This window comes from Pseudomonas syringae group sp. J248-6 (genome assembly GCF_032586995.1).
Taxonomy (GTDB): Bacteria; Pseudomonadota; Gammaproteobacteria; order Pseudomonadales; family Pseudomonadaceae; genus Aquipseudomonas; species Aquipseudomonas amygdali.
Genome location: NZ_JAWHOP010000022.1, coordinates 66,446 through 88,852 on the forward strand (window position 1 = coordinate 66,446; position 22,407 = coordinate 88,852).

The following is a 22,407-nucleotide window of genomic DNA, read 5'->3' on the forward strand; positions in this document are numbered from 1 at the left end:
GATCGCTCCGTTATCAGATCACCTTCACTGCCCGGCCGATGAACTGGATCGGCCCGGTAGGCTTGCCTATTGGCGAACCGGTGGATTTCTCCAGAGTCAGTTCGAACAGCTGATTGGGTTGCAGCGGCGGCAGTTTGTCCAACGGAACATGCAGGCTCTGACCCGGCTTGACCAGCCCGAGCGAGACCGGGCCTTGCCAGTCGTCACCCTTGGTCCAGAACTCCAGCGCCTTGTCGTTCGGAACCTCGAATACGCCCAGCGGAATAAGCTGGATCTCCTGCGAGTTGCTGGCTTGCACAACCCAGCCGGGCGCCTTGTCCTGCGGCCCGACCAGTACCACCAGATAAGACGGTTGCGCCGGTGCGCGGGTCAGCAGCGTCATGCCCAGCACCAGCGACGCCGCTAATCCAGCCCCCGCCAGCCCGCGCCAGACCGACAGGTTGTCCCACCAGCGCACTCGCTGTCTGTGTGGCGCTTTGGCAGGCGCTGCCAGCTCCAGCAAGTTACGCTCGATGCGATCCCACAGACCGGGCGATGGCGTAACCGGTTCGGCCAATTCTGTCAGAGGCAGCAGGCGCTGTTCCCAGGCATCGATGGCCGCCTGCAAATCAGGCTCGTGGGGCAGGCGACGCTGTACGTCGAGCCTTTCCTGTGCCGACAGGGTGCCGAGCACATACTCGCCCGCCAGGTCATGAAGGTTGTCGTCTGAAGGTCGGGTCATCCCATGCACTCCCGCAAAGCCGTCAGGCTGCGCTTGATCCAGGCTTTGACCGTACCTAATGGCGCGCCGATTTTCTGCGCGATTTCCTGATGCGAATAGCCGTCTACATAAGCGTGAAAAACACAGTTGCGGCGCACCGGTTCAAGTTGCTCCAGGCATGAGGTAATGCGCCCCGGATTGACCCGCCAATCGAAGGCATCGCCGGTTTCCTGCCAGCCTTCCAGCGTCGCCTGTTCATGATGATCTTCGCTGCCGTCATCCTCGACGCGCACCTCGCGTGCCGTGTTGCGCAGCGTATTCAGCGCCAGGTGGCGAGTCACGCTGAACACCCAGCCGCGTGCCGACCCACGCGAAGCATCGAAGCTGGCCGCGTGGCTCCAGATTTTCAGGAATGCGTCATGCACGATGTCTTCAGCCAGCGCCCGGTCACGCACCAGCCGCTGAGCGACGCCGAGCAGCCGCGCGCTTTCCTGTTGATAAAGACGCTGCAAGGCCTGCTTGTCACCGCGAGCGCAGGCCTGCAACGTTGCTTCGTAATCAAAGAGAGATTCGTGCGAGGACAAGATGATCCGCCATCAAAGGAAGACTACTGCCTCGCTGACATCACGAGGCTCCCGTGCAGCAGCATAGCCTACTGTTGCACGGTCACCTGATTAAGCGCATTGATCAGCTGGCGGTCCAGAACAGGTAGTCCGCCTGATACTTGACCACTTCCTTCGCGCCCTTGTTGCTCTCTGCACAGGCTTTGGCCGGGGCTACGCCGCCTTTCAAGGCCACGCGCTGAATGTAGGTCACGCCCGTCATCGCGCCCTTGCCTTCAGCCGGGTTGGCCTTGACCAGTTGGTACGGCAGGCTGCCTGCGCTCGACGGGGCCACAGCAACCTGAGTGCCGGTCAGTTTCGAGCCGTCTTTGGCTTCCCAGGTGGCCGGTGGGCCGTAGTAGGTGCCGACCTGTTTGCCGCTCTTGTCATTGAGCACGGCCTTGGGACCGACGAATGCCCACTCCATCTCATTGGGCATGTTGGCTTTGGCGCGGCACTCGTAAGTGATCTCGCCAACCCCGGTGGTGGTCATGCTGACTTTGTTGCCGGCCGGTACCCGGACGCTTTCGGGCAGGTCAGTCTGAGCCATGGCAATGGATGACAGGCAAGTGAAAGCCAGGGTGCTACCAGCAAGGCAGAGCAAGCGTTTTGCGTTCATGCAGAAATCTCCAGAGGGTTTAACCGCGCTCAGCAACTCGAAGTGGCTGCTGAATGTACTACCCGCGAGAAACCCATCTGGATGCAGTGATTTGAAAATATTTTTTCAGTGCCGGCTGAAACGGCTGCGCAGCAGCAAAATACCGGCGATTGCCGCGAGGCCCGAGCCGATCAGCACGCCGACTTTTACTTCATCGATCAGGTGCTGCGAACCAGGAAACGCCAGGTTGCCGATGAACAGGCTCATGGTAAAGCCGATGCCGCACAAAATAGCGACGCCGTACAACTGCACCCAGTTGCTGCCTTCCGGCAATGTCGCCAGCCCGGCACGAATCGCCAGCACTGCGGCAAGGAACACACCGATCTGCTTGCCGACGAACAGGCCCAATGCGACGCCCAGCGGCACCGGGTCGATCAGGTTTGCCAGGGTGATGCCGGAAAGTGATACACCCGCATTGGCAAAACCGAAGATCGGCACCACGGCGAACGCCACCCAGTAATGCATCTTTTCTTCAAGAAACAGCAGCGGCGAGCGTGCTTCCTCCTCGGGCTTGCCCATCGGGATGCACAGCGCCAGCGCCACGCCGGCCAGCGTGGCGTGTACGCCCGATTGCAGGACGAAGAACCATAGCAGCGCGCCGAGCAGCAAATAGGGCAGCAGGCGGCGGACGTTCAGGCGGTTCAGCGCGATCAATACGGCGAGGGTTGCGAATGCGGCGGCCAGCATCGGCAGGTTCAGCCCCGAGCTGTAGAAAAACGCGATGATGGTCACAGCGCCCAAGTCATCGAGAATCGCCAGCGCGGCCAGAAAGACTTTCAGCGAAGTCGGCACCCGATTGCCCAGCAGCGACAACACGCCGAGGGCGAAGGCGATGTCAGTGGCCGCTGGAATCGCCCAGCCGCTCATGGTTTGCGGATTGCCCCAATTGATCGCGATGTAGATCAGTGCAGGCACCAGCATGCCGCCCGCTGCTGCAAAGCCGGGCAGGGCGCGTTGTCCCCAGGTTGCCAGGCCGCCGGCCAGCACTTCGCGCTTGATCTCCAGGCCGACCATCAGAAAGAAGATCGCCATCAGCCCGTCGTTGATCCACAGCTCCACCGACAGGCCCAGCCAGACACTGTGCAGAATCGAGAAGTAGCTGGCGGAGAGGGGGGAGTTGGCGACGATAAGGGCGGCCAGCGCTGCCGCCATCAAGACGATGCCGCCTGCTGATTCGGAGGCGAGGAAACGGGCGAGGACGGCAACGCCTCTGGGCGTTTCCCGGTTGAAAAGTTGAGTCATGGTCATCCTTGAGTGCAAGGCTGTTTTTGTAATGAAGAGCCAGGAATGCGCCTACAGGCCCGTGGCAGTAAGTTCGATCAGGCAGCAACGACTGGCGCGAGGTGATTGCAGTTCGACTTCCAGCAAACCGCCAGAATTATCAACCTGAGCGCAATCAAGTTTACCGAGAATTTCCCACGGCTGGCCGTTCACGCTTATCGCTACTTGTTCGGCCATGCTGAACAGCACGAATGTGCCGGCTGAACTGAACAGTCGTTGCGGATGACGCACGTCTATCCAGTGCAGGCGTGCCGTGTAACGGTGAGGAGCATAGATCAGGTTGAAATCGCGAATCGGCCCGTCCAGCAGCGTGCAACTGACTTCACTGTCGCCGCTGAACGCGAACGGGTCCGATGGCAGCAGCGGGCGGCTGGTAATGCCGTCCACGTCCAGCGTCATGCCTGCGCCCTGCAAAACGGTAATGATGCGCTGATAACCGGCGAACACCGAGAAACCGCCCGAGGTTTCAATATCGGCAATCGAGAGTCGCCAGCCGAAACCGTCGAGGTCCTGGCCTGCATCGCGAGCGATTTCTTCAGTGCTGCCGCCGCCGTTCTTCCACGGCATGCGTGGGTAGTCGACGGCGCGCAGGAGGTGGGTCTGGCTCATTTGGTAAAGCGTCCTTCCAGGCGATGGCGGGAGCCGGGGTGGATCAGGCGCGCAGCGGTGACGGGCTGGCGGCCTGACCAGGTACGGCGACGAATCAGCAGGCAGGGCTCTCCGGCATCGATCTGCAACAACGTGCATTCATCGGCTTCGGCGAGGATCGCCTCGACCACATGCTCGCCTTCGGTGAGCGGTGCAACCTGCGACAGATAGGCATAAGGCGTCTGTAGGGTGAAGTCCTGCCTGAGGTAGTCCGGGGCGACCTGGGCGTTGACGAAGCGGTCTTCGATCTGTACCGGAATGTCGTTCTCGTAGTGCACGATCAGTGAATGGAACACCCGCTGGCCTTCGCGCATGTCCAGCGCCAGGGCGCGCTCGGAGCCTGCGGCTTCTTCCTTTAGCACCATGACCTTGCAGGTATGGCGATGGCCGCGCGCGGCGATCTCGTCAGCAATGTTATGCACTTCGAACAGCGCCGACTGGCTTTTGGGTTCGGCGACAAAAGTGCCAACACCCTGCATGCGCACCAGCAAACCTTCAACGGTCAGCTCACGCAGGGCGCGGTTGATGGTCATGCGGCTGAAACCCAGTTGCGTCACCAGCTCGCTTTCCGACGGTACGCGATGGTGCGGCGGCCAGGTGCCATTCTGGATCTGCAGGGCGATCATGTGTTTGACGCGGGCGTACAAGGGTGCGGGACTTTCGCCCATCTGGGCTGCCAAGGAAGAAGAGGCGGGCGGAGTCGACACGTGTGAGTCCTTGTTTTCAAAATGACGTTTTGACGATGATTCAGACGCCTGAGAGCGCCACGCTAACCATTAACCTGCTGCTCGGCAAGCGTGCCGAAGGTTTACCGGTCGCTTAAACGTCTGTATATGTATATACAAATTACAGTGATGAGGTGTGAAGTCAATGTCAGCCTTCTTTGCCGAGCGCGCGTTACTCCCCGACGGCTGGGCCAACAATGTGCGTCTGGAGGTCAGCCAGGAAGGCGTTTTGACCCGCATCGAGGCCAATGCGGATCGGCAGGGTGCCGAAATCGTCAGTGGCCCGTTGCTGCCTGGCATGCCGAACCTGCACTCTCATGCGTTTCAGCGGGCGATGGCCGGGCTGGCGGAAGTGGCGGGCAACCCCAACGACAGTTTCTGGACCTGGCGCGACCTCATGTATCGCCTGGTAGGGCGCATCAGTCCGCAGCAACTGGGCGTTATCGCTCGCCAGCTGTACATCGAAATGCTCAAGGGCGGTTACACCTCGGTTGCCGAATTTCATTACGTGCATCAGGACCTGGACGGCAAACCCTATGCAGATCCTGCCGAACTGGCCGTGCAGATCAGTCAGGCGGCAAGTTCGGTCGGCATCGGCCTGACCCTGCTGCCGGTGCTTTACAGCCACTCGGGGTTTGGCGGGCAGGCACCCAACGAAGGGCAGCGGCGGTTTATTCACAGCACTGACAGCTATCTGGATTTGCAGGCTCGTCTACGCCCGCTTCTGGCGGCTCAGCCCACGCAGCAGTTGGGTCTGTGCTTCCACTCGCTGCGTGCGGTGACGCCGCAGCAGATCAGTGAAGTACTGGCGGCCAGCGACCAGCAGTGCCCTGTGCATATTCATATTGCCGAACAGCAGAAGGAAGTCGATGACTGCCTGAGCTGGAGCGGTCGGCGTCCGCTGCAATGGCTGTATGAAAATGCCCCTGTGGATAACCGCTGGTGCCTGGTGCATGCGACCCACGCCGAGGCGGATGAAGTGCAACTGATGGCGCACAGCGGCGCGGTGGCCGGGTTATGCCTGACCACCGAGGCCAATCTGGGCGACGGTATCTTTCCGGCGGTGGACTACATTGCCCAGGGTGGCCGGTGGGGAATTGGCTCGGACAGTCACGTTTCGCTCAGCGTGGTCGAGGAGTTGCGCTGGCTGGAGTATGGCCAGCGTCTGCGCGATCAGCGCCGTAACCGGCTGTATCGCAGTGATCAGCCGATGGTTGGCCGCACCTTGTACGACGCCGCGCTCGCGGGTGGCGCGCAGGCGCTGGGGCAGCACGTTGGTGCACTGCAAGTGGGACAACGCGCTGACTGGCTGGTGCTGGATGACAACGACCCGTACATCGCCACGGCCTCGGGCGACGCCATCCTCAACCGCTGGCTGTTCGCTGGCAGCGACCGACAGATTCGCGACGTGGCGGTGAATGGACGCTGGGTCATACGTGAAGGGCGACACGCCGCAGAACAACAAAGCAACCGCGAGTTCGCGCAGGTATTGAGGGAATTGCTCGGCTGATGCAAGAGAGGACGCAGAGCGTCCAGAACGGCATGCCCACGCGGAGCATGGGCACGATAGTGTTCTTGCGGACGCTTGGCGTTCCTCACTTTCCAGCCACGACGCTTATCGTTCCTCACGCTCCAGAACGGCATGCCGACGCGGAGCATGGGCACGATAGTGTTCTTGCGGACGTCTGGCGTTCCTCACTTTCCTGCCACGACGCTCATCGTTCCTCACGCTCCAGCGTGGGAATGCCGTGGGTGACGCTCCGCGTCACAAATCTGCGCCGCGCCGTCCATCGAAAATCGGACGCGGAGCGTCCAGAAAGGCATGCGACGCAGAGCGTCGCACGATGATCAATAATGTTCTTGCGGACGCCTGTTCCAGCCCGCTTACTTCTCGCCCTTGCCGATCTTCGAATCATCTTCGCGCCAGATCAGGCGGGAGGTGTCGTAGCCTTGCTGGCGAGCCTTGCTCAGCATGTTTTCCTTGACCGATGCAGACACTGTCGGCGTGCGCGACAGCAGCCACAGGTATTTGCGGTCCGGGTTGCCGACCACGGCGGTCCGGTAGCCTTCGCTGACGTCCAGAATCCAGTAGTCACCTTTGGCAACGCCCGGCAGCAGGCGTGAGAACCAGTTATCGAACACCACCCACAGCTTGTCGGTCTTGCCCGGCACTTGCGGCGAAGCGGTGCCTTTGGCTTCTTCCCACTTGCCCTCGATAGTGCGGCAGCGGTTGGTCACAGCAATGTTGCCGTCGTCCTTGAGCGCGTAAAGCGCCTCGGACTGGGCGCACTTGCGCTGGAAAAACATTGGCAGGCGGGCGATCTCGTACCAGGTGCCCTGATATTGCTTGAGGTCGACGCTGTCGACTGTCCTTGGTTCGAGGTTGTCAGCCGAATGGGCAAAACCGATGGCCAGAAAGCTGGCCATGACAAAAATTCCGAAACGTACCAGTACCTTGATCATGTTTTATTTCAGACCCTGACCCGAGAACAGCACAACCTTGTCTGCCGCATACTGCACGCTGATAAAGGTGTTCTGGTCACCCCATGTGCAACTGGACATGCCCAGTGCACCAGAACATTCCGTCGGGCTGCCCAGCAAGGATTCGACCTGTGCCTTGGGCATGCCGGCGGAAATTTTCGAGTAGTTTTCCTGGGTGATCTTGCTGCAGGCAGCCAGAAATACGCAGAACGAGAGTAACGCGACAGTGCGCAAGGACATGGGTGTAGCTCCTGAACGGAAGGGGGTCGCGTCGCAGTGCAAGCGGAGGCAGGCTGGCGCAGTACCGCAAGCTTAGAAGAGAAAAAGGGGATCTGGTTCCCGGACGGCGCAAGGATTTATGCCGTAGATCAGATGGTTGGCCCGCAGGCCTGTGCCGAACACATCATCGAATGCTCGTTTGCCTGTCGCCGGGTGGTGATTCAGACGGGCCGAATCACCACGGGCGCAGCAAGCTTTCTTACTCTTTGTGATACGCGGTAGCGCGTTCGACTTCTTCTTTCGAGCCCAGGTACACCGCTACGCGCTGGTGCAGGCCTTCCGGCTGAATGTCGAGAATGCGCTGATGACCGTCGGTGGACGCGCCGCCAGCCTGCTCGACCAGGAAGGACATCGGGTTGGCTTCATACATCAGACGCAGTTTGCCCGGTTTGGAAGGCTCGCGGCTGTCGCGCGGATACATGAACAGACCGCCACGGGTCAGGATACGGTGCACGTCGGCAACCATCGCAGCGACCCAGCGCATGTTGTAGTTCTTTTTCAACGGGCCTTCTTCGCCGGCCAGCAATTCGTTCACGTAGCGCTGTACCGGGGCTTCCCAGTGGCGCTGGTTGGACATGTTGATCGCGAATTCCTGGGTGGACTCCGGGATTTTGATGTCTTCGTGGGTGAGCACGAAGCTGCCCATTTCGCGGTCCAGCGTGAAGCCTTTGACGCCGTCACCCAGGGTCAGCACCAGCATGGTCTGCGGGCCGTAGATGGCGTAACCGGCGGCGACCTGTTCGGTGCCCGGCTGCAGGAAGGCCTTTTCATTCAGCGCTTCGTTCTGGCTGAGGTATTCGTTCGGGCAACGCAGTACCGAAAAGATGGTGCCGACCGGAGCGTTGATGTCGATGTTCGACGAGCCGTCCAGCGGGTCGAAAACCAGCAGGTACGCACCCTTAGGGTATTTGCCCGGGATCTGGTAGGCGTTGTCCATTTCTTCGGACGCCATGCCTGCCAGATGACCGCCCCATTCGTTTGCTTCGAGCAGGATCTCGTTGGAGATCACATCGAGCTTTTTCTGCACTTCGCCCTGAACGTTTTCGGTGCCCATGCTGCCAAGTACGCCGCCCAGCGCGCCTTTGGAGACGGCGTGGCTGATTTCCTTGCATGCGCGCGCCACAACTTCGATCAGGAAGCGCAGATCGGCAGGGGTGTTGTTGCTGCGAGTCTGCTCAATCAAGTAACGACTTAGTGTAACGCGGGACATGGATAGCTCCGAAAATAGGGGGTATGAAAACCCGCGCAGTTTAACGCGAGTGGCGACGTAATACTGCTATCAGACTGGCTTATGACTGTTTCAGTTCAGATGTCGGGCAAAGCGCACCCGACAGCCTGTGTGTTTCAGCGTTTTGATGCGCGCAGCGTGCTGAATGCCATCCAGCCCAGAAACACGACCCCGAGCAGCAGAACGGCCCAAAGCCCGAGGCGTTTGAAGTCCATGCTCTGCGGCGTCACTATCGGCCCAGCTGCCATGTTGGCAACGGACGCCGTAGCGGGTTTCGCTGTACCGAGCGAGGCCAGTTTTTCCGGACTCAAGTCGGGGATCAGGGTGGCCAGCGACAGGTTCGCCGCCTTGACGTTCGGGTTGCCGATGGCCAGCGTGAAGGGCCCTTCACCGCGCGCCAGGAATACGATTTCCGTGGCAGGCACGGCCACGCTCAACTGCGGCGCTTCACTGCCCAGCCCGCCGCCGCGATCATCCACCACCAGTTTTAGCTGTTGAACGATGCGTCCGGACAATTGCAACTGGTCCTGCAAGACATCGCTGTTGTTCTGCGATAACCGGTACAACAGGCCACTGCTGATCGGCTGCCAGGGCTGTTTCGCGTCCATCCGGCCGTAAAGCGTCGCCGGTGCGAGGCTGTTGGGCTGGGCGATGTCGACCTTGACGCGGCCTACCGGCAAGCCGCTCGGCAGTTGCCAGACATATTCGTTGGGGCTCTCGACGACGCCCTTGACCGGTGGCGACCAGGTCAGCGGCGGGGTCGGGCTTTCAGTGCTGGCGCTGAGCAGGTGGGCGGAGATCAACAGGGGGGCGCTGTGCGGGGCGCGCCACAACAGACGCAGGTAGCGGGCGCTCTGGCCGGGCAGGCCGACTTCGCGTTGCTCGATCACTTCGTCGGCAAATGACAATCGGGCAACCTGCCCTTCGCCCCAGTTGCGCCAGTGCTGCAGGTCATCACTGGCTTCGATGCTGAAGTTCTGGAAACCTTCACGCTCGGTGCTCCAGTCGATCACCAGTTGCTCCAGTGGTGCCTTGATCGCGCTGGTGTCCAGCAACCAGCCGCGCAGCACTTCTTCGCCAGCCTCGATATCGCTTTGCGGCTGAACCTCAATCACGCTGCCGTTGCTTGAGCGCTCGATACGGATGACCGGCGCGGCATCGCCTGCTTCCTGCGTGCTGTACAGGGCAAACCATTTGACCGGGATTGGCGTGGGTTCCTGCTCGCGTGCAGGCTGTCGCGGCGTGATCGAATAAGCCTGCGGCTGGCCCTCGGCGTTGAACACGCGCAGATCACCCAGGTCGCTCTGCCGGGTATTCAACTGCACGGCTAGCGGTAACTCGATGCGATACCAAGGCCCGTCGCCGCTTAGGCTCAGTGGGGTCTGGCTGGCAAAGTCCGTCGGTTTGTCCTGGGCGACGGCAGTTATCGCCGTACACAAGGTCAGGCCAAGCACGGCGATCTTCATGGCGGGATGACTCAAGAACGTTTTCCTCATAGCGTATCCGGCACGACGGTCGGGCCTGGACCGGGTTCTTCGCCGACCTTTCTGGCAGGGTGTTTCGGCGGCAATGGTGCGAAATATCCCACCACCAGTAGCAGAATGCCAACACCGATGAACGAAACGATGCGCTCCATGCCGCCACGGTTGCTCAGCTCGACGAAGAATAGCTTGATCACCACCACACCGATCAATGCTGCGCCGCCCAGCCAGAGCTCGCGGTTGCTGCGCATATGACCGCCGATCATCAGGGCCAGCGCCATCAGCGTCCAGACTATCGATAACCCGGCCTGAACGCGCATCGACTCAAGCAGCGCCTCGGTGTGCCACGGCACTTGAGCCCAATGATGGGCCGTGCGCATGACCATTGCCGTGACGAGTGCAAACAGTGAAGCGCCTGCCACCAGCAAGGCAACATTGCGAGGGCGTGTGAGGTACTTGCGTATCCACAGGCATACCCCGGCCAGAGCCAGCAGCAGGCCGATTTCCAGCGGGTTGAGCAGCGGGATATAGGGCAGCGGTTCCGCCGCACCGTCGCTGAACGTGTTCGCCAGCCAGAACCACGCCAGCATCAATGCCGCCAGTGGTGCCGCGGCCCCGACATGGTAGGCCTCGGGGCAAGCCTTCACCGGCCATGGCCACTGACGCTCTGAGCTCATCGCCAGCAGGAACAGGCTGGGCAGAATCGCCCAGCCCAGCCAGCGCCAGGCGTTGTAAGACTCGGACAGCTGCAACAGGCCGAAACGCAATTCCAGTGCCAGTACGGCGATGATCAACAGGCAGCCTGTGGTGTGAGCGATACGTTGCGCGAGGATCGGCAGCGTGTCTGCCAGATAGTGCAAGGTCAGCAGATGCACGGCGAACACGGCTGCCCAGGCCAGCCAGCCCCAGTTCGCGGCCGGGTGGTAATGCTCACTCAGCGAGCCCAGTAACAGAAGGGCGCTGACTGGGGTGAGTACGCTGCACAATACGGCGAGGTCTGGCCAGTGCAAACGCAGGGCCAGCACTGCCCAGATAGCTACGCTGAGCGCAGCCGCGATCAACAGCAGTGGCGTCTGCACGCTGTTCGGTACGTACAGTTGCACGACGCTGATCAATGAAGCCGCCCACCAGATCGCGCCCCATATCGTCAGTACCGTTCTGGCGATTTTCTGATCGATGATCATCAGGGTGTTGAAGCGGAACACGCTCCAGGCGCTGATCAGGGCCGCGATGGCCAGAATCATCGGTGTCCAGTAGTCGCCAGCCCAGCTGGAATTGTCTGAATCACTGATCAGCATTGCGCTGGCACACACCTGCAACACCAGGCCGAAAACCTGTGCCAGCTTGCGGTGTTGGCGCAGGCCCAGCCAGAAAACCGCTGCGCCTTCCACGGCCCACGCGCAGGTCGTCCATTGCGAACCGAGGCCCAACGGGATGGCCAGCGTGGCAAACACCACGCCCAGCGCCAGGCAGGTTTCCATCAGCAAAACGGTTCGGCCGTTCGTACGTGCTGCCAGCCAGCGTGCCAGCCCCATGTAGATCAGGCCCAGTGCGAGCGCGCTGAGCGCGGCACCGAACTCAAGGTGTTCGACCAGCGCGTATTGCAGGCCGAACCCGACGATTGGCGTGCCAAACAGCAGGGTGCCGTCGACGTAATCACCCTGACGTGCCGACCAGCGCAGCAGTGTTTCGCGACTGGCATCCGCTGGCGCGTCAGTCAGTTCCAGCAGCTTGCGACGCGCAAACAGCAGGCCGATGGCCAGGTACATCACAAAGAACAGAATCAGAAAGGGCTCGGTGCTCCAGAACAGCTCGGGGGTGTAAGCCCGTATGCCCCAGGCGAAACCGATGCCGAAAGTGCCGAAAAAGCCGATCAGGTTGAGAATGCGCCAGGCCTTGAACCAGGCGATGGCAATGATGCCCGCGTTGAGCAGGGCAAAGTAACTGAACAGCGAGATGTGGCTGCCTTGCCCGGTCGACGCGAGCAGTGGTGCTGCGAATCCACCCAGCGCACCGGCGCAGGCCAGGGCCAGAGCATTCTGTGTCAACGCCAGAATGGCCGAGAAAGCGGTGATCGCTACCAGCAGCACAAAGCCCGGTGCCGGATCGAGCAGGGCGTGCAATTTCATCGCCGCAAAGACGGTCAGGTACAACACGCCTACGCCTGCGCCTTGCAACATCAGCGCGTAAGAGCCGTTGCGCAAACGCAGCCACCAACCCAGGCCGAGCAGGGCCAGTGCGCTGGCGGCGACTGCGGCGTAGCGTGCTTCAATCGGTACGACCATGCCTTCGGTGGCGTAGCGCAGCAGAAAGGCCAGCCCGAGAAACAGCACCACTACGCCCACTCGCAGTACCGTATTGCCGCCCAGCAGCCAGTCTTTTGCGCGATTGATGGCGCTGTCCAGCAGATTGGGCTGTGCTGCTTTTGAAGGCTGACGGATTTCGGCGGCGGGTTCGACAGGCCCTGTTGCCTGCGGCTCTTCGTCTGGCAGGTCCCAGATCAGCTCGGGGCCATCAGTGGGTGCCTCGATAATGATCGCATCCACTGGGAGCGGTGCGGCGTCCTGCGCAGGTGGCACGCCGGATGTGGACTGACGCTCGAGCGCGCTCAGGCGCTGCTCAAGGGCATCGAGGGATTGGCGGGTTGCGAGCAGTTGTTGCAGTTGGTCGGCGGATTGCCTGCCAAGCAGGCGCATGCGAATGCCCGCCCAGACGGCCCAGCCCATGACTGCGCCGATCAGCGAACCTGCCCACTCGTCATAGCTAAGCGCGTAGCCCAGCGCTGCACCGCCCACCACCAGACAAATCCAAAGCACGCGACGACATCCTTTTCGATGTGTGAAGGTTCATCGAGCGCAGTATATAGGGGCGGGCGGACATCGTTTGTAATGTTTTATGCAGTGCGAGGGTACGTTCATTAGCGCAGACACCTATCGTTCCTCACGCTCCAGCGTGGGAACGCCTTGGGTGACGCTCCGCGTCACAGATCTGCGCCGCGCCGCGCATTCAAGATCGGATGCGGAGCGTCCAGAACTGCGTTACCACGCCGGAGCGTGGTAACGAGAGCCCAGTGAGTGCGCGAGCAGCTCCGAGTTAGTCCAGCGCCTTCCAGATGTCGCCGGCGTACTCGCGAATGGTCCGGTCCGAAGAGAACCAGCCCATGCGTGCGGTGTTGAGCACCGCCGAGCGCCACCATTCCTTGGAATCGTGCCAGCGTTCCTCGACTTTGGCCTGTGCTGCCCAGTACGAATCGAAGTCGGCACAGACCAGGAAGCGGTCATAATCCAGCAACTGATCGATCAGCCCCGCGTAACGGTTCGGATCATCCGGCGAGAACACGCCGCCACGAATCGCTTGCAGTACATCGTTCAAACGCCCCGATGCCGCTACGTCGCCATGCGCGTTGAATTCACCTGCGCGCTTGCGGGCTTCGACCTGTTGTGAGGACATGCCAAAGATGAACATGTGCTCCAGCCCGACCTGCTCGCTCATTTCCACGTTGGCACCGTCCAGCGTGCCGATGGTCAGGGCGCCGTTGAGGCCGAACTTCATGTTACTGGTCCCTGAAGCTTCCAGGCCTGCCGTGGATATCTGCTCGGACAGGTCGGCTGCCGGGATGATGCTCTCCGCCAGACTGACGTTGTAGTTGGGCATGAACACCACTTTCAGCAGGCCACGCACCGTCGGGTCGTTGTTCACGGTCCGGGCGATATCGTTGGTCAGCTTGATAATCAGCTTGGCCGAGTGATAACTGGCCGCCGCCTTGCCGGCGAAGATCTTCACCCGCGGAACCCAGTCTGTGCCTGGCTCGGCACGAATTGCCTGATACAGCGCTACGGTGTGGAACAGGTTCAGCAACTGGCGTTTGTATTCGTGAATCCGTTTGACCTGGACGTCGAACATCGCTGCAGGATTGACGGCAATACCCAGGCGTTCATGAATGATTGCTGCCAGTGCGCGCTTGCTGTGCAGGCGTTGGTCGGCCATCTGCTTGCGGAACGAAGACTTATCGGCGAACGGCTCAAGCTCTTTGAGGCGAGTCTCGGCATTGTCCAGAACGTCCTCACCGAGCGCTTCGACGAGCATTTCGGTCAGCTTCGGGTTGGCCTGGAACAGCCAGCGGCGGAAGGTGATGCCGTTGGTTTTGTTGTTGATCCGCTCCGGATAGATCTTGTGCAGCTCGGCAAACACGGTCTTGCGCATCAGTTGGGTATGCAGCGCCGAAACGCCGTTGACGCTGTGCGAGCCGAGGAACGCCAGGTTGCCCATGCGTACCCGACGACCATTGTCTTCTTCGATCAGCGATACCGCACGCAGCACGTTGACGTCGTCGACGCCTTTGGCGCGCAGTGTGTCGATGTGTTGTGCGTTGATCAGGTAGATGATCTGCATGTGGCGCGGCAGCATCCGCTCCATCAGGCCGACCGACCAGGTCTCCAGCGCTTCCGGCAGCAGCGTATGGTTGGTGTAGCCAAGGGTGCCGACGGTGATTTTCCAGGCGGTGTCCCACGGGATGTTGTGGTTGTCGATCAACTGACGCATCAGCTCGGCCACTGCAATGGACGGGTGCGTGTCGTTCATCTGAATCGCTGCATGGTCTGGCAGATCGGTCAGCGTGGCGTGCTGGTTCAGATGGCGGCGCAGCAAATCCTGCAGCGATGCGGAAACAAAGAAGTATTCCTGGCGCAGGCGCAGTTCCTGGCCCGCTTCGGTTGCATCGTTCGGGTACAGCACGCGGGAAATACTTTCGGCGCGCACTACTTCGGCGACGGCGCCAAAGTGGTCGCCCGCGTTGAAGCGTTCCAGATGCAGGTCTTCGACCGCACGGGCGCGCCACAAGCGCAGAGTGTTGACGCTTTTCCCGCGCCAGCCGACCACAGGGGTGTCGTAAGCAATGGCCCGAACGGTTTCGCCCGGACGCCAGACCTGACGCGAGTCGCCCGCTTCGGTCACCACAGTGTCGACGCTGCCACTGAAACCGATGGAGTAAACCACCTCAGGACGCTCGAATTCCCACGGGTTGCCGAAGTCCAGCCAGTTTTCGGTCTGTTCCTGCTGCCAGCCGTCGACGATGCCCTGACGAAACAGCCCGTGCTCGTAACGAATCCCATAACCGTGCCCGGCAATGCCCAGGGTCGACATGCTTTCCATGAAGCACGCTGCCAGACGACCCAGGCCGCCGTTGCCCAGCGCTGCATCCGGTTCAAGCAAGCGGATACGTTCGATATCCACACCCAGCTCGGTCAATGCTTCGCGAGCGACTTCCAGCAGGCCGAGGTTGCTCAGGCTGTCGTAGAGCAGTCGGCCAATGAGGAATTCCAGAGACAGGTAGTAAACGCGCTTCTGGACCTTGCGATAAATCTGCCGCGTGTGGTCCATCCAGTGTTCGACCATGTGGTCGCGGGCGGCAAGGGCAACAGCTTCAAACCAGTCATGCTCAAACGCATGGTCGGGGTCCTTGCCCACCGAATAGGTGAGTTTGGCGAGCACAGCGGCGCGGAAAGCAGCCACATCAGCGTCACGAACAAGTGGTTCCTGAGACATCGGTACAACCTCAAGTAGTCTGACGAATGGAAAACGGGATTCTTAGACTGTAGGCGTGTCGTCAGTTATTTCCTGAAAATAGTAGAAATAATTGAAGGCAGCGCCCTCGCTTCGACCCAGAGCAACGGCTCTGGTTCGCGCGCTGACCAAATTGGCAAAACGCTTGCATCGATCGTTCCATCCCGATCAATGACGTGCAGCATGCTGATTCTTCGTTTCGGGTTTATGATGCCCAACGGCAGAATAATAGAAGCCTCTGAACTGGACTTATGGAGCACTTATGCAGACTTTGTACCCGCAGATCAAACCCTACGCCCGGCACGATCTGGCCGTGGAACAACCGCATGTGCTTTACGTCGATGAAAGTGGCTCGCCAGAAGGGTTGCCAGTGGTATTCATTCATGGCGGCCCTGGTTCCGGATGCGATGCGCACAGTCGCTGCTATTTCGATCCTAACCTGTACCGTATCGTAACGTTCGATCAGCGTGGCTGCGGTCGTTCCACACCGCATGCCAGCCTTGAGAACAATACCACCTGGAAACTGGTGGAGGACCTGGAGCGGATTCGCGAGCACCTCGGAATCGACAAATGGGTGCTGTTCGGCGGCTCGTGGGGCTCGACTCTGGCCCTGGCTTACGCGCAGACCCATCCCGACCGTGTGCACGCGCTGATTTTGCGAGGCATATTCCTGGCCCGTCAGCAGGAAATCGACTGGTTCTATCAAGCGGGTGCCAGCCGTCTGTTCCCTGATTACTGGCAGGATTATGTAGCGCCGATCCCGCTGGATGAGCGCGACAACCTACTGGCTGCCTTCCACAAGCGGCTCACCGGGCCGGACCAGATCGCCCAGATGCACGCCGCCAAAGCCTGGTCGACCTGGGAAGGGCGTTGCGCAACCTTGCGCCCCAACCCGCAAGTGGTCGATCGCTTCGCCGAACCGCACCGTGCGCTGTCCATTGCGCGCATCGAATGCCATTACTTCATGAACAAGGCGTTCCTTGAAGAAAACCAGTTGATTCGCGACATGCCAAAGATCGCGCACCTGCCGGCAATCATCGTCCACGGTCGTTATGACGTCATCTGCCCGCTGGATAATGCCTGGGAGTTGCATCAGAACTGGCCCGGCAGCGAACTGCAGGTCATTCGTGAGGCTGGCCATTCGGCGTCGGAATCCGGTATCGCCGATGCGCTGGTGCGTGCCGCTGCAGAAACTGCGCGCAACCTGCTCGACCTCCCGCCCGAAGAAGCATGACAGCAGCCTGGTATTGGTTTTGAGTCTGGAAAGGCATTTATGAAAGGTTTGTTGCAGCGCGTGCGAAACGCACGCGTCGAGGTGGGCGGCGAAGTTGTCGGTGCTATCGATCAGGGCATATTGGTGCTGGTGGGCATAGAGCCTCAAGACACCCGCGCCAGTGCCGATAAGTTGCTGCACAAGCTGCTTAATTATCGAGTGTTCAGCGATGCCGACGGCAAGATGAATTTATCCTTGCGCGAGGTAGGCGGTGGGTTGTTGCTGGTTTCGCAGTTCACGCTGGCCGCGGATACCAAAAGCGGGTTGCGTGCGGGGTTCTCGAAAGCCGCTGCTCCAGCGCTGGGCGCCGAGCTGTTCGACTATCTATTGAGTCAGGCCAGAATCGCGCATACCGCTGTGGCTGCGGGCCAATTTGGTGCGGACATGCAAGTGCATTTGATAAATGATGGCCCAGTGACATTTTTGTTCGATACATAAGCTACGATTTCATCGTTTCTCCCCTGAATTTTCCGGTCGCACGGGAAATAAATTTCTTTGTCATACCTGATGCGTTGTGGCGCGCGCTGCTGGATAATCGCGCGTTACGGGGATCGACACTGTTGGTCCATTTGGTATGACAAAAGCGGTTCTGACACCTGATTGGGGAATCATTAAGCCCATTCGGAGTCGGAACAATGCTCGCCAACCCGGCATTGATAGCTGGCCGTTGGTTTTTTCATCTGTTTTTCGGCGAGGGTTGCTCGTGATTGTTAGTCCCTGTGATGCTCCAAAGACACCTGTCAAGCGGTTGCGTAGTGCACTTCTGGCAAGCTCGGCCCTTGTATGCCTGTTCAGTGCAGGTCAGCTGTGGGCGTTCAATCTTGATGATGTAACGGCAAAAGCCAAAGAACTGGCCGGGCAGAAGTTCGAGGCTCCAAGGAGCAATCTGCCGAACGAGCTTCGCGATATGAAGTTTGCCGACTATCAGAAGATTCGCTTCCGCGATGACAAGGCCGAATGGGCGGGCGAGAAGACTCCGTTCAAAGTGTCTTTCTACCACCAGGGCATGCACTTCGACACGCCGGTCAAGATCAACGAAGTGACCGCCACCAGCGTCGACGAAATCAAGTACGACTCCAGTCGTTTCGATTTCGGCGATCTGAAGATCGACCCCAAATCCACCGAGAAACTGGGTTATGCCGGTTTCCGTGTCCTGTATCCGATCAACAAGGATGACAAGCAGGACGAAATCATGACCATGCTGGGCGCGAGCTACTTCCGCGTGATCGGCAAGGGTCAGGTCTATGGCCTGTCCGCACGCGGCATGGCAATCGACACTGCATCTCCGTCCGGTGAAGAGTTCCCGCGCTTCAAGGAATTCTGGATCGAGAAGCCGGGCCCGGATGACAATCATCTGGTGATCTTCGCGCTGCTCGACTCGCCGCGCGCTACCGGTGCTTATCAGTTGACCCTGCGTCCTGGCACCAACACTCTGGTTGATGTCAAATCGCGCATGTTCCTGCGTGACAAGGTCAACAAGCTCGGTGTTGCGCCATTGACCAGTATGTTCCTGTTCGGTGCCAACCAGCCTTCGCGTGTACCTAACTACCGTCGCGAACTGCACGACTCCAGCGGTCTGTCGATTCAGGCTGCCAACGGTGAGTGGCTGTGGCGTCCGCTGAACAACCCTAAACATCTGTCTATCAGCAGCTTCTCGGTCGAAAACCCGCGTGGTTTCGGTCTGCTGCAACGTGGCCGTGACTTCAGTCAGTACGAAGACCTCGATGACCGCTATGACAAGCGTCCAAGCGCCTGGATAGAGCCAAAGGGTGACTGGGGCAAGGGCACCGTCGAGCTGGTCGAAATTCCGACTGCCGACGAGACCAACGACAACATTGTGGCCTACTGGAAGCCTGAGACTCTCGCAGAGCCAGGCAAGGAAATGGCATTCGATTACCGTCTGCACTGGACCATGCAGGAAAACTCGATCCACTCGCCGGATCTGGGCTGGGTCAAGCAGACCCAACGCTCCATCGGTGATGTGCGTCAGTCCAACCTGATCCGTCAGCCGGATGGCAGCCTTGCCTTCCTGGTCGATTTCGTGGGCCCGGTACTGGCCGCATTGCCGGAAGACAAGACCATTCGCAGCCAGGTGACCACTGACGACAACGTCGAACTGGTGGAAAACAACCTGCGCTATAACCCGGTCACCAAAGGCTACCGCCTGACCCTGCGTGTGAAGGTCAAGGATTCCGGCAAGCCAACCGAAATGCGCGCTTACCTGCTGCGTGAGATCCCTGCCGAACCGGGCAAGGAACCTGCGCTGCTCGTTGCAGACAAAACTGAAGAGAAGAAGGCTGCTGCCAAGGAAGCTGCCAAACCGGCAGTTGCCAAGGAATCTGCCAACGACCAGGTAGAAATCGCCAAGGCCGACGCGCCGAAGCCTGAAGCCGCCAAACCCGAGACCGCCAAGCCTGAAGCTGGCAAGGCCGACGCTGCGAAAGGTAAAGGCGAAGTTGCCAAAGCCGATGCAGCCAAAGCCGACGCAGCCAAGGCTGACGTAGCCAAGGACAAGGACGGTAAAGAGATTCAGCAGCCTGAAACCGAGGCAGCACCCACCCATCCGGAACCGGCCAAGACGTTGCAAGTCATGACCGAGACCTGGAGCTATCAGTTGCCGAGCGATGAGTAATTCTCTACCGGTGCCAGTGTCTCTGAACGAGTACCTGGCGCATTTACCGATGAGCGACGAGCAGCGGGCAGAACTTGCCGGCTGCAAGACCTTCGCCGAGTTGCATGAGCGTCTTTCTGCGCAGCCGGTCAATGACCCTGCCGAGGCCGCTCAGGCTTCGGTGGGTCGCCGTCTGACGCTGACCACTGCAGATCAGTTGGAGGACGCCGAGATGCTCGGCGTCGATGCCAGCGGTCGCCTGTGCCTCAAGGCCACACCGCCGATTCGCCGGACCAAGGTCGTGCCAGAGCCATGGCGCACCAACATTCTGGTGCGCGGCTGGCGTCGCCTGACCGGTAAGACCAACCCGCCCAAGCCCGCGCATGATGATCTGCCGCGGGATCTGCCGAAGGCGCGCTGGCGCACCGTCGGTTCGATCCGTCGCTACATCCTGCTGATCCTGATGCTGGGTCAAACGATCGTGGCTGGCTGGTACATGAAGGGCATTCTGCCGTATCAGGGCTGGTCGCTGGTTTCGCTCGACGAAATCACCCGTCAGACCTTTGTGCAGACTGCTTTGCAGGTCATGCCTTATGCCTTGCAGACCAGCATTCTGTTGCTGTTCGGGATTCTCTTCTGCTGGGTATCGGCCGGTTTCTGGACCGCACTGATGGGCTTCCTGGAACTGCTCACCGGTCGTGACAAATACCGTATCTCGGGGGCCAGTGCTGGCAACGAGCCGATCGAAAAGGGTGCACGTACTGCGCTGGTCATGCCGATCTGCAACGAGGACGTGCCTCGGGTTTTCGCCGGTCTGCGCGCTACGTTCGAGTCGGTAGCTGCCACGGGTGACCTGGATCGTTTCGATTTCTTCGTGCTCAGCGACACCAACGAGACCGACATTGCCGTTGCCGAGCAACAGGCCTGGCTGGACGTATGCCGCGAGACCAAAGGTTTCGGCAAGATCTTCTATCGCCGTCGTCGTCGTCGCGTAAAACGCAAAAGCGGCAACCTGGACGACTTCTGCCGTCGTTGGGGTGGTGAATACCGCTACATGGTCGTGCTCGATGCCGATAGCGTCATGAGCGGAGAGTGTCTGACCAGTCTGGTTCGCCTGATGGAAGCCACGCCGGACGCTGGTATCATCCAGACCGCGCCACGTGCGTCGGGTATGGACACGCTGTATGCACGCATGCAGCAGTTCGCTACCCGGGTCTATGGTCCGCTGTTCACGGCCGGTCTGCACTTCTGGCAGTTGGGTGAATCCCACTATTGGGGTCACAACGCGATCATCCGCATGAAGCCGTTTATCGAGCATTGCGCCCTGGCGCCGCTGCCGGGTAAAGGTGCCTTTGCCGGTGCGATCCTGTCTCACGACTTCGTCGAAGCTGCGCTGATGCGCCGTGCCGGCTGGGGCGTGTGGATTGCTTACGACCTCCCGGGCAGTTATGAAGAATTGCCGCCCAACCTGCTGGACGAACTCAAGCGTGACCGCCGTTGGTGCCACGGCAACCTGATGAACTTCAGGCTGTTCCTGGTCAAGGGCATGCACCCGGTTCACCGTGCGGTATTCCTGACCGGTGTGATGTCGTATCTGTCGGCACCGTTGTGGTTCTTCTTCCTCGTGCTGTCCACGGCCTTGCTGGCGGTGAACACACTGATGGAGCCGACTTACTTCCTTGAACCGCGTCAGCTGTATCCGCTGTGGCCGCAATGGCACCCGGAAAAAGCTGTTGCGTTGTTCTCGACCACTATTGTGCTGTTGTTCCTGCCTAAACTGCTCAGCGTCATTCTGATCTGGGCCAAGGGCGCGAAAGGCTTCGGTGGCAAGTTCAAGGTCACCGTTTCGATGCTGCTGGAAATGCTCTTTTCGGTGCTGCTGGCACCGGTGCGCATGCTGTTCCACACCCGCTTCGTACTGGCCGCTTTCCTGGGCTGGGCCGCAACCTGGAACTCTCCGCAACGCGACGACGACTCCACGCCGTGGATCGAAGCCGTGAAGCGTCATGGTCCACAGACACTGCTGGGCGCATGCTGGGCCTTGCTGGTGTTCTGGTTGAACCCGAGCTTCCTGTGGTGGCTTGCGCCGATTGTGGTCTCGTTGATGCTGTCGATTCCGGTATCGGTGATTTCCAGCCGTACCAATCTGGGCGTCAAGGCGCGTGACGAGAAGTTCTTCCTGATTCCTGAAGAGTTCGAGCCGCCGCAAGAGCTGATCTCTACGGATCAGTACACCTACGAGAACCGCTGGCACGCCCTGAAACAAGGCTTCATTCGGGCTGTGGTAGATCCTCGCCAGAATGCTCTCGCCTGCGCCCTGGCAACCTCGCGTCACCGTCAGGCACAGCCGATCGAAGTCGTGCGTATGGAACGTGTTGATCAGGCTCTGAAGGTAGGCCCGGCCAAACTCGGCAATCAGGAACGTCTGATGCTGCTGAGTGACCCGGTCGCCCTTGGCCGCTTGCACGAGCGCGTCTGGAGCGAAGGTCACGAAGAGTGGCTGGCCGCGTGGAGAGCTTCCATCGAAGCTGATCCACATGCGCCCTTGCTGCCTTTGCAGCCTGTAGGTAAAGCGTCGGAGCCGGTCCCGGTCTAAGACTGCCCGGCTACGAAAAAAGCCCCTGCCGCTTAGCGCGTCGGGGGCTTTTTTATTGGGCTTTGTGGCACATAAATGCACAGGACATGGTCAAGACGGGTTCTCCAGAACACCGCTCGTTCCTCACGCTCCAGCGTGGGAATGCAGTTCATGACGCTCTGCGTCGCCAGAGGACGCAGAGCGTCCAGACCGGCATGCCCACGCTGGAGCATGGGCACGATAGTGTTATCCCTGACGACGCTCGTTCCTCACGCTCCAGCGTGGGAATGCAGTTCACGACGC

The 22,407-nt window shown here is 60.0% G+C and carries 17 protein-coding genes; 5 read left to right on the plus strand and 12 right to left on the minus strand.

All coding sequences use genetic code 11. From position 1 onward, the window contains the following. Window positions 1–13: 13 nt before the first annotated feature. The 6 genes from RYC17_RS22280 to hutC form a co-directional block, all read right to left on the minus strand. Window positions 14–721, minus strand: coding sequence for an anti-sigma factor domain-containing protein (locus RYC17_RS22280; RefSeq protein ID WP_122280512.1), 708 nt, complete (start codon window positions 719–721; stop codon window positions 14–16). Continuing rightward, window positions 718–1,284: a sigma-70 family RNA polymerase sigma factor gene (locus tag RYC17_RS22285; RefSeq protein WP_122258868.1), complete on the minus strand. Its 567-nt coding sequence runs from the start codon at window positions 1,282–1,284 to the stop codon at window positions 718–720. The genes RYC17_RS22280 and RYC17_RS22285 overlap by 4 nt, the downstream gene beginning before the upstream one ends. Before the next feature lie 103 nt (window positions 1,285–1,387). After that, the gene (locus RYC17_RS22290; protein WP_058408288.1) at window positions 1,388–1,921 is read right to left on the minus strand and encodes a DUF3455 domain-containing protein; all 534 of its coding nucleotides are present in this window, start codon (window positions 1,919–1,921) and stop codon (window positions 1,388–1,390) included. Between the two features lie 105 nt (window positions 1,922–2,026). Further along, window positions 2,027–3,202: a Na+/H+ antiporter NhaA gene (nhaA, locus tag RYC17_RS22295; protein WP_316904488.1), complete on the minus strand. Its 1,176-nt coding sequence runs from the start codon at window positions 3,200–3,202 to the stop codon at window positions 2,027–2,029. Between the two features lie 51 nt (window positions 3,203–3,253). Then, window positions 3,254–3,850, minus strand: coding sequence for a HutD family protein (locus RYC17_RS22300; protein ID WP_122258866.1), 597 nt, complete (start codon window positions 3,848–3,850; stop codon window positions 3,254–3,256). Next, window positions 3,847–4,557, minus strand: coding sequence for a histidine utilization repressor (gene hutC, locus RYC17_RS22305; protein ID WP_161796169.1), 711 nt, complete (start codon window positions 4,555–4,557; stop codon window positions 3,847–3,849). The genes RYC17_RS22300 and hutC overlap by 4 nt, the downstream gene beginning before the upstream one ends. A gap of 202 nt (window positions 4,558–4,759) precedes the next feature. Between hutC and RYC17_RS22310 the strand changes: the two genes are divergently transcribed. Then, window positions 4,760–6,124 (plus strand): formimidoylglutamate deiminase, encoded by a 1,365-nt coding sequence (locus tag RYC17_RS22310; RefSeq protein WP_316904491.1) that lies wholly within the window; start codon window positions 4,760–4,762, stop codon window positions 6,122–6,124. 374 nt (window positions 6,125–6,498) lie between these two features. Here RYC17_RS22310 and RYC17_RS22315 read toward each other — a convergent pair whose 3' ends face one another. The 6 genes from RYC17_RS22315 to RYC17_RS22340 form a co-directional block, all read right to left on the minus strand. After that, window positions 6,499–7,077: a lipocalin family protein gene (locus RYC17_RS22315; protein ID WP_002551615.1), complete on the minus strand. Its 579-nt coding sequence runs from the start codon at window positions 7,075–7,077 to the stop codon at window positions 6,499–6,501. A gap of 3 nt (window positions 7,078–7,080) precedes the next feature. Further along, entirely contained in the window at window positions 7,081–7,335 is a 255-nt protein-coding gene (gene bamE, locus RYC17_RS22320) for an outer membrane protein assembly factor BamE (RefSeq protein WP_002551616.1), read from the minus strand. A gap of 238 nt (window positions 7,336–7,573) precedes the next feature. Continuing rightward, window positions 7,574–8,584 carry a class 1 fructose-bisphosphatase gene (locus RYC17_RS22325; protein ID WP_004666507.1) on the minus strand — a complete coding sequence of 337 codons (1,011 nt, stop codon included), beginning with the start codon at window positions 8,582–8,584 and terminating at the stop codon, window positions 7,574–7,576. A gap of 134 nt (window positions 8,585–8,718) precedes the next feature. Beyond that, complete coding sequence (locus tag RYC17_RS22330) at window positions 8,719–10,068, minus strand: DUF3999 domain-containing protein (RefSeq protein ID WP_316904502.1); 1,350 nt, start codon at window positions 10,066–10,068, stop codon at window positions 8,719–8,721. A gap of 26 nt (window positions 10,069–10,094) precedes the next feature. Continuing rightward, the gene (locus RYC17_RS22335) at window positions 10,095–12,899 is read right to left on the minus strand and encodes a DUF2339 domain-containing protein (protein WP_316904493.1); all 2,805 of its coding nucleotides are present in this window, start codon (window positions 12,897–12,899) and stop codon (window positions 10,095–10,097) included. 277 nt (window positions 12,900–13,176) lie between these two features. Continuing rightward, window positions 13,177–15,627, minus strand: a complete 2,451-nt coding sequence (locus tag RYC17_RS22340) for a glycogen/starch/alpha-glucan phosphorylase (RefSeq protein ID WP_057403108.1) — start codon at window positions 15,625–15,627, stop codon at window positions 13,177–13,179. A gap of 280 nt (window positions 15,628–15,907) precedes the next feature. Between RYC17_RS22340 and pip the strand changes: the two genes are divergently transcribed. The 4 genes from pip (at window position 15,908) to mdoH (ending at window position 22,125) form a co-directional block, all read left to right on the plus strand. Further along, window positions 15,908–16,879: a prolyl aminopeptidase gene (pip, locus tag RYC17_RS22345; protein WP_316904495.1), complete on the plus strand. Its 972-nt coding sequence runs from the start codon at window positions 15,908–15,910 to the stop codon at window positions 16,877–16,879. Window positions 16,880–16,918: 39 nt separating this feature from the next. Beyond that, the gene (gene dtd / locus RYC17_RS22350) at window positions 16,919–17,356 is read left to right on the plus strand and encodes a D-aminoacyl-tRNA deacylase (protein WP_004654194.1); all 438 of its coding nucleotides are present in this window, start codon (window positions 16,919–16,921) and stop codon (window positions 17,354–17,356) included. 265 nt (window positions 17,357–17,621) lie between these two features. After that, window positions 17,622–19,550 carry a glucan biosynthesis protein G gene (locus RYC17_RS22355; protein ID WP_057454953.1) on the plus strand — a complete coding sequence of 643 codons (1,929 nt, stop codon included), beginning with the start codon at window positions 17,622–17,624 and terminating at the stop codon, window positions 19,548–19,550. Then, on the plus strand, window positions 19,543–22,125 hold the full coding sequence (gene mdoH / locus RYC17_RS22360; protein ID WP_057404668.1) for a glucans biosynthesis glucosyltransferase MdoH: 2,583 nt from the start codon (window positions 19,543–19,545) through the stop codon (window positions 22,123–22,125). Before RYC17_RS22355 ends, mdoH begins: the two co-directional genes overlap by 8 nt. The last annotated feature ends 282 nt before the right edge of the window (window positions 22,126–22,407 follow it).